This window comes from Streptomyces sp. NPDC034049 (genome assembly GCF_055575575.1).
The window spans coordinates 430,209-443,031 of the sequence record NZ_JBVISJ010000008.1; the positions used below are offsets into that span (position 1 = coordinate 430,209).

Genomic DNA, 12,823 nt, shown 5'->3' on the forward strand with positions numbered 1-12,823 from the left:
AACATATCTCGCTAGGACGGATGTCGTCACCCTCTACCGAGACGTACCTCCGTTCAGGTGAATTGACCCTCTCATTACCTGCAACGATGCAAGTCAGCGGTCAGTTCCGGTTTATTTGGAAAGAGTCGGGAGGCGCGGCGACCACCGCCGCCCGGATCTTGCCCGCGGCCCTGCCGGTGCCGTCCGGGCGCGCCATTCCCGTCACCCCTCGTGTTCGTACCTCCTCCTTTGCCTTTCCTCCCGCACCGCCCTTCCTCGCAACCGCCACCGCCCACTGGTCCCTGGCCGCCCGCACCGCCCTGGCCGCCTCCGCCAGCGAGGCACCAGTCGTCATCAGGTCGTCCACGAGCACGACCGCGCCACCGCCCAGCAGCCGGGCGCCCCCGGCAGCCACCTCCAGGGCGCCCGCGAGGTTGTCCAGCCGCTGCCGGGAGTCCAGCCCCGACTGGTCGGCCACGGCACGCCGCTGCCGCAGCACCCCGGCGACCCGGGCCGGTGTCCCGGTGCGCCGCAGCACCCCGGCCGCCGCGAGCGCGATCCGCCGCGCCGGGTCGTGGCCCCGCGCCCGCACCGCCCGCCGCGCGGACGGCACCGGAACCAGCAGCACCGGCCCGTCGCCACCCGCCCGTACGGCCCCCGCCAAGGCCGTGCCGAGCGGTCCGGCGAGCGCCAGCGCACCCCGTTCCTTGTGCGCGATCAGCGTGGCCCGTACCGCGTCCTCGTACGGCGCCGCGGCGTGCACGACGGGCAGCCCGGACGGCTCCGGATCCGGTCGCACCCGACACGGCGCGGCCCCGGTCAGAGCCGCGCGGCACTCCGGGCAGAGCACCGCGCGAGGCCTCCCGCAGCCTCCGCACTCGGCCGGCAGCACCAGATCCGTGAGGTCCTGCCACCACCCCCGCATGCCCACCACTGTGCCAACGCATGCGATCCCCTGCCACCCCTGTGGACAACGGCGTGTGGACAACTCACCGCGGCAACGAGGGGGTTGTCACCCACACGAGGGACGGGTGCCCGAAGAAGACCGAACGCCACCACAAAATGACCGGGAGTCTGAAAAAGATCGCCGCAGCCAAACCCGCCGACGGGGAGAACCAGCCTCAAGCGCCGCCACCGCCCCCGTCACCCTGGCTCTCGCAGCCTCGGGCCGGACCTACCTCACCCGGGATAGACCGGCGCCGTCCCCTCCTTGACCACCGTCTGCCACTGCTCGCCCGGCGACAGGCGCACGATCCCGTCGGCCGAGTGCGCGACCAGCGGCTGGCTCTCGTCCTCGGACGCGGCGATCTCTTCCACGCCGGTGAGCGTGGAGGGCCCGGAGCCCGGTATCGGGGACCCGTCCACCCGGACGTACCGCATCTGCTGCACGCCACCGGCTTCGCGCCCCACGACCACGAGTTGGCTGTCGCCCGCCCACGACATGGCGGTGACGTCCTCCAGATCCGGCGTCACGGACCGCAGTTCGACGATCGAGACGGTGGTGCTCTCCGCGTCGGCGTCCCGCTCGATGCGTCCGATGTAGAGCGCCCGCTTGCCCTTGCTCTCCAGGATCAGCGCGATCCGCACACCGTCGGCGGCCACCCGCACCGCCTCGATGCGCCCGTCGAGGTGGGGCGTCCGGACCTCCAGCGGCTCACCCATGCCGTCCGCCAGGACCAGCAGCCGGGGCTTCTCCGGATCGCGGTCGGCCACCCACAGGTCGCCCCGCGCGTCCCAACTCGGCGTCGTCAGCCGGTCCTTCGCGGTGGCGCCGCCACTGCGCAGCGCCGGGTCGCCGAGCGCGCTCCCCGTCGTCAGCGGTGACACGTACAGCTCGCTGCCGTCGGCCGACACACCGGCCGCCCGGTCCTCGCCGCGCGACACGGCGGCGGACCGCAGCTGCTTCTCGCCCTCCCCGAGCGCCCCGGGAACGGGCGACGGTGTCGTCACCGGGTCCCGCTCGGACAGCCGTACGAGCTTGTGCTCACCGTCGATGAAGTACTCGTACCCCGCGCTCCGGTCGAGGCCGTGCGAGGCGATCACGCCGTCGGCCTCCGTCTCCCGGAGGGCACACAACGGGTCGCCGGTCGACCCGTGCAGCTCCACCTCGTCCACGCCCGTGGGCATGTAGTCCTGGAGCGTGAAGAGAAGTTGGGCCGCCATCTCCCTGCACCTGCCGGCCGAGACACGGTCGGCCTTCTTGTTCAGCGGCACGACCAGCCTGTTCTGGTCGTCGGGCGTCAGCGCCTTCGTGCCCTTCAGCAGCGCCGTGCCCGACGGGAAACTCGTCCTCGCCACCGGGTTGAGCCAGCTGGTGGGCCCCTTCAGCAGGTCCCGGACCACCTGGGTCACCGGGTCGACCTGGCTGCGCACATAGACCGGGTCGGCGACCGTTCCCGGCTCACCGGACTGCGCGGCGGAGGTGAAGTAGTACTTGTTGATGGACTTGTAGTTGCGCTCGAAGTCCGACCGGCCGAGCACCAGCCCCTGCGGCAGCTCGTCGATGCGCCACTGCCCGGTCTCCTTCACCCGCGTGAGGTGCACGGGCTTGCGGTACTGACCACCGGCGGGCGTGTACGCGTGCTGCCCGTCGACCCGGGCGACATTCTTCCCGGACAGCTCGAACCCGTACTCGTCGGCGTCCGACCGATCCCCCGTGACACGGGTGTACGCGGTGGGCGCCTCGACGAGGACCGTGGTCGACACGCCCGGGTCCCAGGTCTTCAGCGCGTCACCCGTGAGGTACTTGCGGGCCGTCTCGTAGTTCAGGTCGTCGCTGGTCAGGGCCTCCAGGAAGCCCTGCACGATCTCCTGCGGCTCGGCGTCCTCCGCCGGCGGCAGCGCGAAGACGCGCACCTGGGCGTCCTGCCTGGGCGTGGACTCCACGTCACGCATGTCCCCGCTGTCCGGCATCGAGGCGCACCCCACCAGCAGCACGGCACCGATGCCGACGTACACCGTCGCCCGCACCGGACGCCCACGGCCGCGTTTCGCGCGGTCAGCGTCCACGGAATGCCTCCCCCTGCTCGTGCTGCCGCTCCGCGTCGCTCCCGGCCGGCCTCTCCTCGGCCGATCCCTCGCGTCCCTCGCCGTCCTCGGTCCGCCGCGCCGGCACCGCCGAGGAGGGCGACGCGGGCGGTGTGGAGGGCCGGGGCACCACGCGCGCGCCGTTGCCCGGCAGCGCCGTCGGGTCCGCCGTGGGGGCCTGTCCGGCGCCCGGCCGGGGCCCTATGGCTGCCCGCGCGCCACCGTGCTCACCGGCCTGCACCGGCACCGTGGCGAGCTTGCCCCCGCCGCCGAGCGGCAGCCCGGCGTCGTTCAGTCCCCGGTTGCGCCGGGAGTCCTTCGGTTCCAGCGGTATCGGGGACCCCCGCAGCGGCTCGTCCGCCGTCCTCGGCAGCGTGAGCCGGAACTGCGAGCCGCCACCCGGCTCGCCCCACGCCTGCAGCCAGCCGCCGTGCAACCGGGCGTCCTCCAGGGCGATCGACAGCCCCAGTCCCGTACCGCCGGTGGTACGCGCGCGTGCCGGGTCCGCCCGCCAGAAGCGGCTGAACACCCGCGTCGCCTCGCCCGGCTTGAGTCCCACACCGTAGTCCCGCACCGCGACCGCCACCGCGCCACCGGCCGCCGCGAGCTTGACCACGACGTCCTTGCCCTCGCCGTGCTCCACGGCGTTGACCACGAGGTTGCGCAGCACCCGCTCCACCCGCCGGGCGTCGGCCTCGGCCACCACGGGCTGCTGGTCCCCCAGCACCCGTATCCGCGTCCCCTTGCGCTCGGCGAGCGGCTCGGCCCCACTGACGACCTTCCGCACGACCTCACGCAGATCTATCGGCTCGGCCTCCAGGGCCGCCGCGCCCGCGTCGAACCGGCTGATCTCCAGCAGGTCCGCCAGCAGCGACTCGAACCGGTCCAGCTGATCGGCGAGCAGCTCGGCGGAGCGCGCCGTCACGGGGTCGAAGTCCACGCGCGCGTCATGGATGACGTCCGCCGCCATCCGTACCGTCGTCAGCGGTGTCCGCAGCTCGTGCGACACGTCGGAGACGAACCGCCGCTGCATCCGCGACAGGTCCTCCAGCTGCTGGATCTTCAGCTGAAGGTTCTGCGCCATCTTGTTGAAGGCCTCACCGAGCCGCGCGATGTCGTCCTCGCCGCTGACCTTCATCCGCTCCTGCAGACGCCCCGCGGACAGCCGCTCGGCGACCCCCGCCGCCATCCGCACGGGCGTGACCACCTGCCGCACCACGAGCCAGGCGATGGCACCGAGCAGCACGACGACGAACAGCCCGGCCGTCGCCAGCGTCCCCTTGACCAGACTGAGCGACTTCTCCTCCTGCGTGAGCGGGAAGAGGTAGTACAGCTGGTACGGGTGGCTGTTGGGGTCGCTGACCTGCTTGCCGATGATCAGCCCCGGCTGGGACTCCTGACCGTTGTCGTAGTGGATCCGCGTATAGCTCTGTACGGCGCTGGTGCCGTCGTCGACCCGCTCGCGCAGCTCCACGGGCACGCTGAGGTCCCACTGCACGTCACCGGAGGCACGCGGCCCGAGGCCGCCGGTGTCGCCGTCGGCGGAGGCGGGGCTGAGCGTCACGACGTCGAACGCGCCCTGACCGCCGCTGGAGAGGGAACTGACCAGGGTGGTCATCCACTCGACGACGTTCTGCACCCGGTCGCCGTTCGGGTCCGTGCTGTCGTTGCCGGCGGCGTTCGCCTCACTGTCCGCCTTCTGCTCGGCGACCGTGAAACCGCCGGTGGCCTGGCTCTGCGAAGCCTTGACCTTGGCGTCCAGCAGACCGTTGCGGACCTGCCCGATGACGACGAAGCCCAGCAGCAGCACGACGCTGAGCGACATCAGCAGCGTCGTCACGACGATCCTGAGCTGGATGTTGCGCCGCCACAGCCGCATCACCGGCAGCAGCGGGCGACGCACCCAGCGCATGAACAGCCTCAGGACCGGGCTGCCCTGGACCCCGCCCTGGAGCAACCCGCCCTCGAGGAGACGTTCCCAGCGGGAACCCGACGACTTCCGGGCGACAGGCCGCTCCGCGCGGGTCCCCGGCTGGCCGGGCGCCGAAGCGGCACTGCCACCGGACATGTCAGCTGGGTCCTGCCTTGTATCCGACACCACGGACGGTCACCACGATCTCCGGCCGCTCCGGGTCCTTCTCGACCTTGGAACGCAGCCGCTGCACATGAACGTTCACCAGACGGGTGTCCGCCGCGTGGCGGTACCCCCAGACCTGCTCCAGCAGGACCTCCCGAGTGAACACCTGCCACGGCTTGCGCGCCAGCGCGACCAGCAGATCGAACTCCAGCGGCGTCAGCGCGATGGACTGCCCCTCGCGCTTCACGGAGTGCCCGGCCACATCGATGACCAGGTCACCTATGGCGAGCTGCTCCGGCGCCGGCTCCTCCGACCTCCGCAGCCGCGCCCGGATCCGGGCCACCAGTTCCTTCGGCTTGAACGGCTTCACGATGTAGTCGTCCGCGCCCGACTCCAGGCCGACCACCACATCGACGGTGTCGCTCTTGGCCGTGAGCATCACGATCGGCACCCCGGACTCCGCCCTGATCAGGCGGCACACCTCGATCCCGTCCCGGCCCGGCAGCATCAGGTCCAGCAGCACCAGATCCGGTTTGGCCTCACGGAACGCGGCCAGCGCCTTGTCGCCGTCGGCTACGAAAGACGGCTCAAAACCTTCACCACGCAACACAATGCCGAGCATCTCGGCCAGTGCGGTGTCGTCGTCGACGACAAGGACTCGTCCCTTCATGAATGCCATCATCCCATTAACTAAATCGTTACCTGGCGTGACCTGTCACACAGCCCCGCAAGCGCCTCAGCGGTCACGGGTGACACAACCCCCTCCTCGGTGACGATCGCCGTCACCAACTCGGGCGGCGTCACGTCGAACGCCGGGTTGTACGCCTGGGTCCCCAGGGGTGCCACCGCGATCCCACCTCCCGCCTCCCCTCCCGCCACCGGCACCTGGGGCGCCGTGATCTCCGTCACCTCATGACCCGCGCGCTGCTCCACCTCGATGGACGCCCCGTCCGGGGTGCCCGGATCCACCGTCGTGACCGGCGCCACCACGATGAACGGCACATGGTGGTACCGGGCGAGCACCGCGAGCGGGTAGGTCCCGATCTTGTTCGCCACCGAACCGTCGGCGGCGATCCGGTCGGCACCCACCAGCACCGCGTCCACCTCACCCGCGGCGAACAACGAGCCCGCCGCATTGTCCGTGAGCAAGGTGTACGCCATTCCGCTGCGCGCCGCCTCATATGCGGTCAGCCGGGCGCCCTGCAGCAGCGGCCGCGTCTCGTCCACCCACAGCCGCCGCAGCCGCCCCACCCGGTGCGCCGCGAGCGCCACCGCGAACGCCGTGCCCTCACCGCCCGACACCAGCGCCCCGGTGTTGCAGTGCGTGAGCACCCGGTGCCCACCGCCCGGCAGCAGCTCGTCGAGCAGCGCCAGCCCGTGCGCGGCCATGCGGGAACTGGCCTCGGCGTCCTCCCGGTGCAGCGCCCTCGCCGCGGCGAGCGTCGCCACCGCGGCCTGCTTCTGGTCCCCCGAGCGGCCGAGCTCGGCCCGGTGCGCGGCCCGCGCACGGCGCACGCCGACCGCGAGGTTCACCGCGGTGGGCCGGGCACCCTCCAGCGCGTCGGCGGCATCCTCCACGTCGAAGCCCCGCGCGGCGGCGAGCGCGACGCCGTACGCCCCGGCGATCCCCAGCAGCGGCGCCCCGCGCACGGCGAGCGAACGGATCGCCTCCACCAACGCGGGCGCGTCCGTGCACACCAGCTCGACCTCCTCGGCCGGCAGTCTCGTCTGGTCCAGGAGGACCAGGACGGGGCCTTCGGGTGGCTCGTCCCAACGGATCGCCGGTATCTCGGTCGGCCGGATGTCGTCGCCGGATCGCGCGTACTGATCAGCCATGCGGTCAGTCTGCCCCGTATCGGTCGGACAATTGAAGGTGTGCAGCACATACGGCCCCCGGTCACTTCCCGGACACCGCGTGGCACGATGGGCGCCAACCTGCCGCCGCGACCGCGGACGAGCACCGTGAAGGAGCGACGATGAAGGACACTCCGGGCTGGGCCTCGCCCGGATCCGCCCCCTCGGGCGGCCGGCAGCCGGACCAGCAAGGCTCCGCACAGCCGACGGACCCGACCGGGGACGGCCAGGCGCAGCCGACCGGTCACCCCGGCGCCGACCAGGCGCAGCCGCCGTCCAAGTGGTCCAAGGACCAGCCGCCGCCCGCCCAGTGGTCCGCTCCGACCCCGCAGGCACCTGGCCAAGCCTCGCCACCACCCCCGCCCGTCCCGGGCTGGGGCGGCCACCCCGGCCCCCAGCACCCCGGCCCCGGCGGCTACGGCCCGCCCGGCGGCCCCGGAACCCCGGGCGGCCACCCCGGCTACGGCGCCCCCGGCCCCGGCTACGGCACTCCCGGCTGGGGAGGCGGCTGGGGAGGCCCCCCGCCCGCCGCCAAGCCCGGCGTGATCCCGCTGCGCCCGCTCGGCATCGGCGAGATCCTCGACGGCGCCGTCTCCACCATGCGCACCCACTGGCGCACGGTCCTCGGTATCTCCCTGACCGTCGCGGTCGTCACCCAGATCGGGGTCATCCTGCTCCAGGGCCTCGTCCTCAACGACGCCGCGAGCACGGATGCCCTCAACGACCCGACCGCCACCCCCGGCGAACTGGGCCGCGCCCTCGGCGACACCCTGCTGAGCACCTCCGTCATCATGGTGATCTCCCTGCTGGGCACCATCATCGCGACGGCCCTGCTCACGACCGTGACCAGCCGCGCCGTCCTCGGCAAGTCGGTCACCACCGCCGAGGCCTGGCGGGACGCCCGCCCGCAACTCCTCCGCCTGGGCGGCCTGACCGTCCTGCTGCTCCTGATCGCCGGCCTGATCATGACCGTCGGCGTGACACCCGGCATCCTGCTCGCGTCCGGCGGCTCCACCGGGGGCGGCGTACTCCTCGCCCTCCTCGGCGGACTCGGCGCCTTCGTCCTCACCGTGTGGCTGATGATCCGCTTCTCGCTCGCCTCTCCCGCCCTGATGCTGGAGAAGCAGGGAGTCCGCAAGTCGATGGGCCGCTCCGTCAAGCTCGTGCGCGGCTCGTGGTGGCGGGTCCTCGGCATCCAGCTGCTCGCCGCGATCATCGCCTACGTCGTCGCGTCGATCGTCGTGATCCCCTTCTCCTTCGCGGGCGCGGCCCTCGACGGGGACGGCATCTCCGGCTTCCTCGCCACCGGCGGAACCGCCCTGGGCTGGACCTACCTCGTCATCAGCGGCGTCGGCGCGGTGATCGGATCCACGCTCACCTTCCCGATCAGCGCCGGTGTCACGGTGCTCCTCTACATCGACCAGCGCATCCGCCGCGAGGCCCTCGACCTCGAACTGGGCCGCGCCGCAGGCCTCCAGGGCTACGGCGACGCCCAGGGCGCCACCCCGGGGAGCTGATGGGGTGACACGGTCGGGGGGAGCACTGGCAGCCGTACCGCTGTCGTGGCGCTCGGCGGACGAGCCACCCATCACCCTCCCGCGCGATCCCGCGCGGGAGGCGGCCCGTCGTGAGCTGTCCAAGGGCATGTACCACGAGAACGACCCCAGTTGGTACGAGCGCGCCCTGGACGCCTTCTGGGACTGGCTCGACAAGGTGTTCGGCGCAGCCTCGGGCGCCACCCCCGGCGGCACACTCGGCCTCGTCGTCATCGTCCTGGCCGTCCTCGCCCTCCTCGGAGCGCTCTGGTGGCGCCTCGGCACCCCGCGCCGCACCCCGGCCTCCTCCGCCGTGGTCTTCGACGACCGCCCCCGCAGCGCCGCGGAACACCGCGCGGCCGCCGAGGCACAGGCCGCCCAGGGCCACTGGAACCAGGCCGTCCAGGAACGCATGCGCGCCGTCGTCCGCTCCCTGGAGGAACGCGCGCTGCTCGATGTGCGCCCCGGCCGCACCGCCGACGAGGCCGCCTCCGAAGCGGGCGCGGTCCTCCCCGCCCACGCGGACCGGCTCCACACCGCCGCCCGGGACTTCGACGACGTCACATACGGCGGCCGATCCGCCGCCGAAGGAACGTACCGCCGCCTCGCCGCCCTCGACACCGACCTCGAGCGCAGCAAGCCCGCGCTGGCGAGCAGCACCTCCAACAGCGCCAGCACGGCCCCGAGCACCCGCCCGGGAGCCGCCGAATGACCACCGGGACCACGCTCCCCTCCACCTCGGTCTCGCCCACAGCCCGTCAGGTGTGGTCCCGCGCGCGCGGTGTCGTGCTCGCGGCGGTGATCCTCCTGGCTGCCGCGGTCGTGATCGCGGTGATCCGCTCCGGCTCCGAACACGGCCGCCTGGACCCGCGCTCCGCCGACACCGACGGCAGCCGCGCCGTCGCCGAACTCCTCGACGACCGGGGCGTGTCGACCCGACTGGTCACCACCCTCGACGAAGCACGCGCCGCCGCCCGCCCGGACACCACACTCCTGATCGCCGTCCCCGACCTGCTCACCGACTCCCAGCAGAGCCGCCTCCACAAGGCGACCGAGACCTCCGGCGGCCGCACCGTCCTCGTCGCCCCCGGCCCCCCGTCCGTGAGCACCCTCGCCCCCGGCGTCACCACCGACGCGGCCCTCAGCCTCGACTCCACACTCACACCCCGCTGCGAACTGCCCGCCGCCCGCCGCGCCGGCAGCGCCGACACCGGCGGTCTCCGCTACCACGTGACGGCCCGCGCCGCCGACACCTGCTACCCCGAGGGCGGCCTGCCCACCCTGGTGCGCGTCCCGGCAGCCGCGGGGGACGGCGACACCGTCGTCCTCGGCGCCCCCGACATCCTCCTCAACAGCAGCCTCGACGAGCAGGGCAACGCCTCCCTCGCCCTCCAACTCCTCGGCTCGCGCCCCCATGTGGTCTGGTACCTCCCCTCGCTCTCCGACGACTCGGCCCCCGACTCGGGCAACCGCAGCTTCTTCGATCTGCTCCCCTCGGGCTGGTTCTGGGGCACCCTGCAACTCTTCTTCGCCGCAGCCCTCGCCGCGCTCTGGCGGGCACGCCGACTCGGCCCCCTGGCGCCCGAGAAACTCCCCGTCGCGATCCGCGCCTCCGAGACCGTCGAAGGCCGCGCCCGCCTCTACCGCAAGGCCAACGCCCGCGACCGCGCGGCCGCCGCTCTTCGCTCCACCACCCGCACGCGCCTCGCCCCCCTCGTGGGTGTCCCCGTCTCCCGGGCCCACACGCCCGAGGCCCTGCTCCCCGCCCTGTCCGCCCACCTCCACGGCGACGGACAGCCCCTGCACGCCCTCCTCTTCGGCCCGCCGCCCGGCGACGACAAGGCCCTCATCGGCCTCACCGACCAACTCGACGCCCTCGAAAGAGAGGTACGCCGTTCATGATGGACCCGACCACTGACAACGCCGGGACCACCGGGGACCCGGGCACCGCCCGTGCCTCCCTGGAGGCCCTGCGCGCCGAGATCGCCAAAGCCGTGGTCGGCCAGGACCCCGCCGTGACCGGCCTCGTCGTCGCCCTCCTCTGCCGCGGACACGTTCTACTAGAAGGAGTCCCTGGGGTGGCCAAAACGTTGCTCGTGCGGGCTCTCGCGTCCGCGCTCGATCTCGACACCAAGCGCGTCCAGTTCACCCCGGACCTGATGCCGAGCGACGTCACCGGCTCCCTCGTCTACGACACCCGCACGGCCGAGTTCTCCTTCCAGCCCGGCCCGGTCTTCACCAACCTCCTCCTCGCGGACGAGATCAACCGCACCCCGCCGAAGACCCAGTCCTCCCTGCTGGAAGCCATGGAGGAACGCCAGGTCACGGTCGACGGCACCCCTCGCCCGCTCCCGGACCCGTTCCTGGTCGCCGCGACCCAGAACCCGGTCGAGTACGAGGGCACCTACCCCCTCCCCGAAGCCCAACTGGACCGCTTCCTTCTCAAACTGACGGTCCCGCTCCCGTCCCGGCAGGACGAGATCGATGTCCTCACTCGTCACGCCGAGGGCTTCAACCCACGCGACCTGCGCGCCGCCGGCGTACGCCCCGTCGCGAACGCCGCCGACCTCGAAGCCGCCCGCGCCGCCGTGGCCAAGACGACGATCTCCCCCGAGATCACCGCCTACGTGGTGGACATCTGCCGCGCCACCCGCGAGTCCCCGTCCCTCACCCTCGGTGTCTCCCCCCGAGGCGCCACGGCTCTCCTCGCGGCCTCCCGCGCCTGGGCCTGGCTGACGGGACGCGACTACGTCATCCCCGACGACGTGAAGGCACTCGCGCTCCCGACCCTCCGCCACCGCGTGCAGCTCCGCCCCGAGGCCGAGATGGAGGGCGTGACGGCCGACTCGGTCATCAACGCGATCCTCGCCCACGTCCCCGTACCCCGCTGATGGCCCCCACCGGACGCGCCGCACTCCTCGCGGCCCTCGGCACCCTCCCCGTCGGCATCTGGGAGCCCAGCTGGGCGGGCATCCTCGCCGTGAACGCACCCCTGGCACTGGCGTGCGCCTGCGACTACGCCCTCGCCGCCCCCGTGCGCCGCCTGGGCCTCCTGCGCTCCGGCGACACCTCCGCACGCCTGGGCGAGACCGCGGACGTCACCCTCACGGTCACCAACCCTTCCAACCGCCCCCTGCGCGCCGACCTCCGCGATGCCTGGCCCCCCAGCAGCTGGCTCCCGGGCACCGAGGTCGCCGCCTCCCGCCACCACCTCACGATCCCCCCGGGCGAACGCCGCCGTGTCACCACCCGGCTGCGCCCCACACGCCGGGGAGACCGCCAGGCCGACAGGGTCACGATCCGCTCATACGGCCCCCTCCGCCTCTTCGCCCGCCAAGGCAGCCACCGAGCCCCCTGGACCGTGCGAGTACTCCCTCCGTTCACCAGCCGCAAGCACCTGCCGTCCAAACTGGCCCGCCTGCGTGAACTGGACGGCCGCACCAGTGTCCTGACCCGAGGCGAGGGCACGGAGTTCGACAGCCTCCGCGAGTACATCCCCGGCGACGACACCCGCTCCATCGACTGGCGCGCCACAGCCCGCCAGTCCTCGGTGGCGGTACGCACCTGGCGTCCCGAACGCGACCGCCACATCCTCCTGGTCCTGGACACCGGCCGAACCTCTGCGGGCCGCGTGGGCGACGCCCCCCGCCTCGACGCCTCCATGGACGCGGCCCTTCTCCTGGCCGCCCTCGCCTCCCGTGCCGGCGACCGCGTGGACCTGCTGGCCTACGACCGCCGCGTGCGAGCCCTCGTCCAGGGCCGCACCGCGGGGGACGTCCTTCCGTCGCTGGTCAACGCCATGTCCCAGCTCGAACCCGAGCTCGTCGAAACGGACGCCCGAGGCCTCACCGCCACGGCACTCCGTACGGCACCCCGCCGGTCCCTGATCGTCCTCCTCACCACTCTCGACGCGGCCCCCGTCGAAGAGGGTCTTCTCCCCGTCCTGTCCCGGCTGACCCAACGCCATACGGTCCTGGTGGCCTCGGTGGCAGATCCGCGCATCGCCCATATGGCGAACTCCCGGGGCACCACGGATGCCGTCTACGAAGCCGCCGCGGCCGCCCAGGCCCAAGCGGACCGCCACCGCACCGCCGATCAGCTCCGTCGCTATGGCGTCACGGTCGTCGACGCGACGCCGGACGATCTGGCGCCGGCCCTGGCAGACGCCTATCTGGCCTTGAAAGCAGCCGGACGCCTCTAGTGATTCCCCTCAATTCCCATGGAAAGGGGAATGAGGCATACATAAAGTCCCCGGAAATGCAGAAAGCCCCCGCCGGTCACCCGGCAGGGGCTTTCTCAAAGATTGTTCGGCGGCGTCCTACTCTCCCACAGGGTCCCCCCTGCAGTACCA

General features: G+C 72.5%; 10 protein-coding genes. 5 read left to right on the forward strand and 5 right to left on the reverse strand.

What is annotated here, in order from left to right:
* Positions 1-100: 100 nt before the first annotated feature.
* From ACZ52C_RS24955 to mtnA, 5 genes are all read right to left on the reverse strand, one after another.
* On the reverse strand, positions 101-904 hold the full coding sequence (locus tag ACZ52C_RS24955; protein ID WP_469076821.1) for a ComF family protein: 804 nt from the start codon (positions 902-904) through the stop codon (positions 101-103).
* A 254-nt stretch (positions 905-1,158) separates the two neighbouring features.
* Positions 1,159-2,988, reverse strand: coding sequence for an LpqB family beta-propeller domain-containing protein (locus tag ACZ52C_RS24960; protein ID WP_469076822.1), 1,830 nt, complete (start codon positions 2,986-2,988; stop codon positions 1,159-1,161).
* Positions 2,978-5,074 (reverse strand): MtrAB system histidine kinase MtrB, encoded by a 2,097-nt coding sequence (mtrB, locus tag ACZ52C_RS24965; protein WP_469076823.1) that lies wholly within the window; start codon positions 5,072-5,074, stop codon positions 2,978-2,980. The genes ACZ52C_RS24960 and mtrB overlap by 11 nt, the downstream gene beginning before the upstream one ends.
* A 1-nt stretch (position 5,075) precedes the next feature.
* On the reverse strand, positions 5,076-5,765 hold the full coding sequence (mtrA, locus tag ACZ52C_RS24970; RefSeq protein WP_189823911.1) for a two-component system response regulator MtrA: 690 nt from the start codon (positions 5,763-5,765) through the stop codon (positions 5,076-5,078).
* A gap of 8 nt (positions 5,766-5,773) precedes the next feature.
* Positions 5,774-6,919 (reverse strand): S-methyl-5-thioribose-1-phosphate isomerase, encoded by a 1,146-nt coding sequence (mtnA, locus tag ACZ52C_RS24975; RefSeq protein ID WP_469076824.1) that lies wholly within the window; start codon positions 6,917-6,919, stop codon positions 5,774-5,776.
* A gap of 140 nt (positions 6,920-7,059) precedes the next feature.
* On the opposite strand from mtnA, the gene ACZ52C_RS24980 reads away from it, so the two are divergent.
* Genes ACZ52C_RS24980 through ACZ52C_RS25000 form a run of 5 tightly spaced genes read left to right on the forward strand, consistent with a single transcriptional unit; the run spans position 7,060 to position 12,673 of the window.
* The gene (locus ACZ52C_RS24980) at positions 7,060-8,454 is read left to right on the forward strand and encodes a DUF7847 domain-containing protein (RefSeq protein WP_469076825.1); all 1,395 of its coding nucleotides are present in this window, start codon (positions 7,060-7,062) and stop codon (positions 8,452-8,454) included.
* A 4-nt stretch (positions 8,455-8,458) separates the two neighbouring features.
* A complete protein-coding gene (locus tag ACZ52C_RS24985; RefSeq protein WP_469076826.1) occupies positions 8,459-9,184 on the forward strand; it encodes a DUF4129 domain-containing protein in 726 nt (241 codons plus the stop codon).
* On the forward strand, positions 9,181-10,374 hold the full coding sequence (locus tag ACZ52C_RS24990; protein ID WP_469076827.1) for a DUF4350 domain-containing protein: 1,194 nt from the start codon (positions 9,181-9,183) through the stop codon (positions 10,372-10,374). Before ACZ52C_RS24985 ends, ACZ52C_RS24990 begins: the two co-directional genes overlap by 4 nt.
* Entirely contained in the window at positions 10,374-11,363 is a 990-nt protein-coding gene (locus ACZ52C_RS24995; RefSeq protein WP_319104745.1) for an AAA family ATPase, read from the forward strand. Before ACZ52C_RS24990 ends, ACZ52C_RS24995 begins: the two co-directional genes overlap by 1 nt.
* Positions 11,363-12,673, forward strand: a complete 1,311-nt coding sequence (locus tag ACZ52C_RS25000; RefSeq protein WP_469076828.1) for a DUF58 domain-containing protein — start codon at positions 11,363-11,365, stop codon at positions 12,671-12,673. The genes ACZ52C_RS24995 and ACZ52C_RS25000 overlap by 1 nt, the downstream gene beginning before the upstream one ends.
* The last annotated feature ends 150 nt before the right edge of the window (positions 12,674-12,823 follow it).

Coding starts and splice junctions, on each gene's coding strand:
- ACZ52C_RS25000 (WP_469076828.1), top strand. CDS start 11,363: ATGGCCCCCACCGGACGCGCCGCACTCCTCGCGGCCCTCGGCACCCTC.
- ACZ52C_RS24990 (WP_469076827.1), top strand. CDS start 9,181: ATGACCACCGGGACCACGCTCCCCTCCACCTCGGTCTCGCCCACAGCC.
- mtrB (WP_469076823.1), bottom strand. CDS start 5,074: ATGTCCGGTGGCAGTGCCGCTTCGGCGCCCGGCCAGCCGGGGACCCGC.
- ACZ52C_RS24980 (WP_469076825.1), top strand. CDS start 7,060: ATGAAGGACACTCCGGGCTGGGCCTCGCCCGGATCCGCCCCCTCGGGC.
- ACZ52C_RS24995 (WP_319104745.1), top strand. CDS start 10,374: ATGGACCCGACCACTGACAACGCCGGGACCACCGGGGACCCGGGCACC.
- mtrA (WP_189823911.1), bottom strand. CDS start 5,765: ATGATGGCATTCATGAAGGGACGAGTCCTTGTCGTCGACGACGACACC.
- mtnA (WP_469076824.1), bottom strand. CDS start 6,919: ATGGCTGATCAGTACGCGCGATCCGGCGACGACATCCGGCCGACCGAG.
- ACZ52C_RS24955 (WP_469076821.1), bottom strand. CDS start 904: ATGCGGGGGTGGTGGCAGGACCTCACGGATCTGGTGCTGCCGGCCGAG.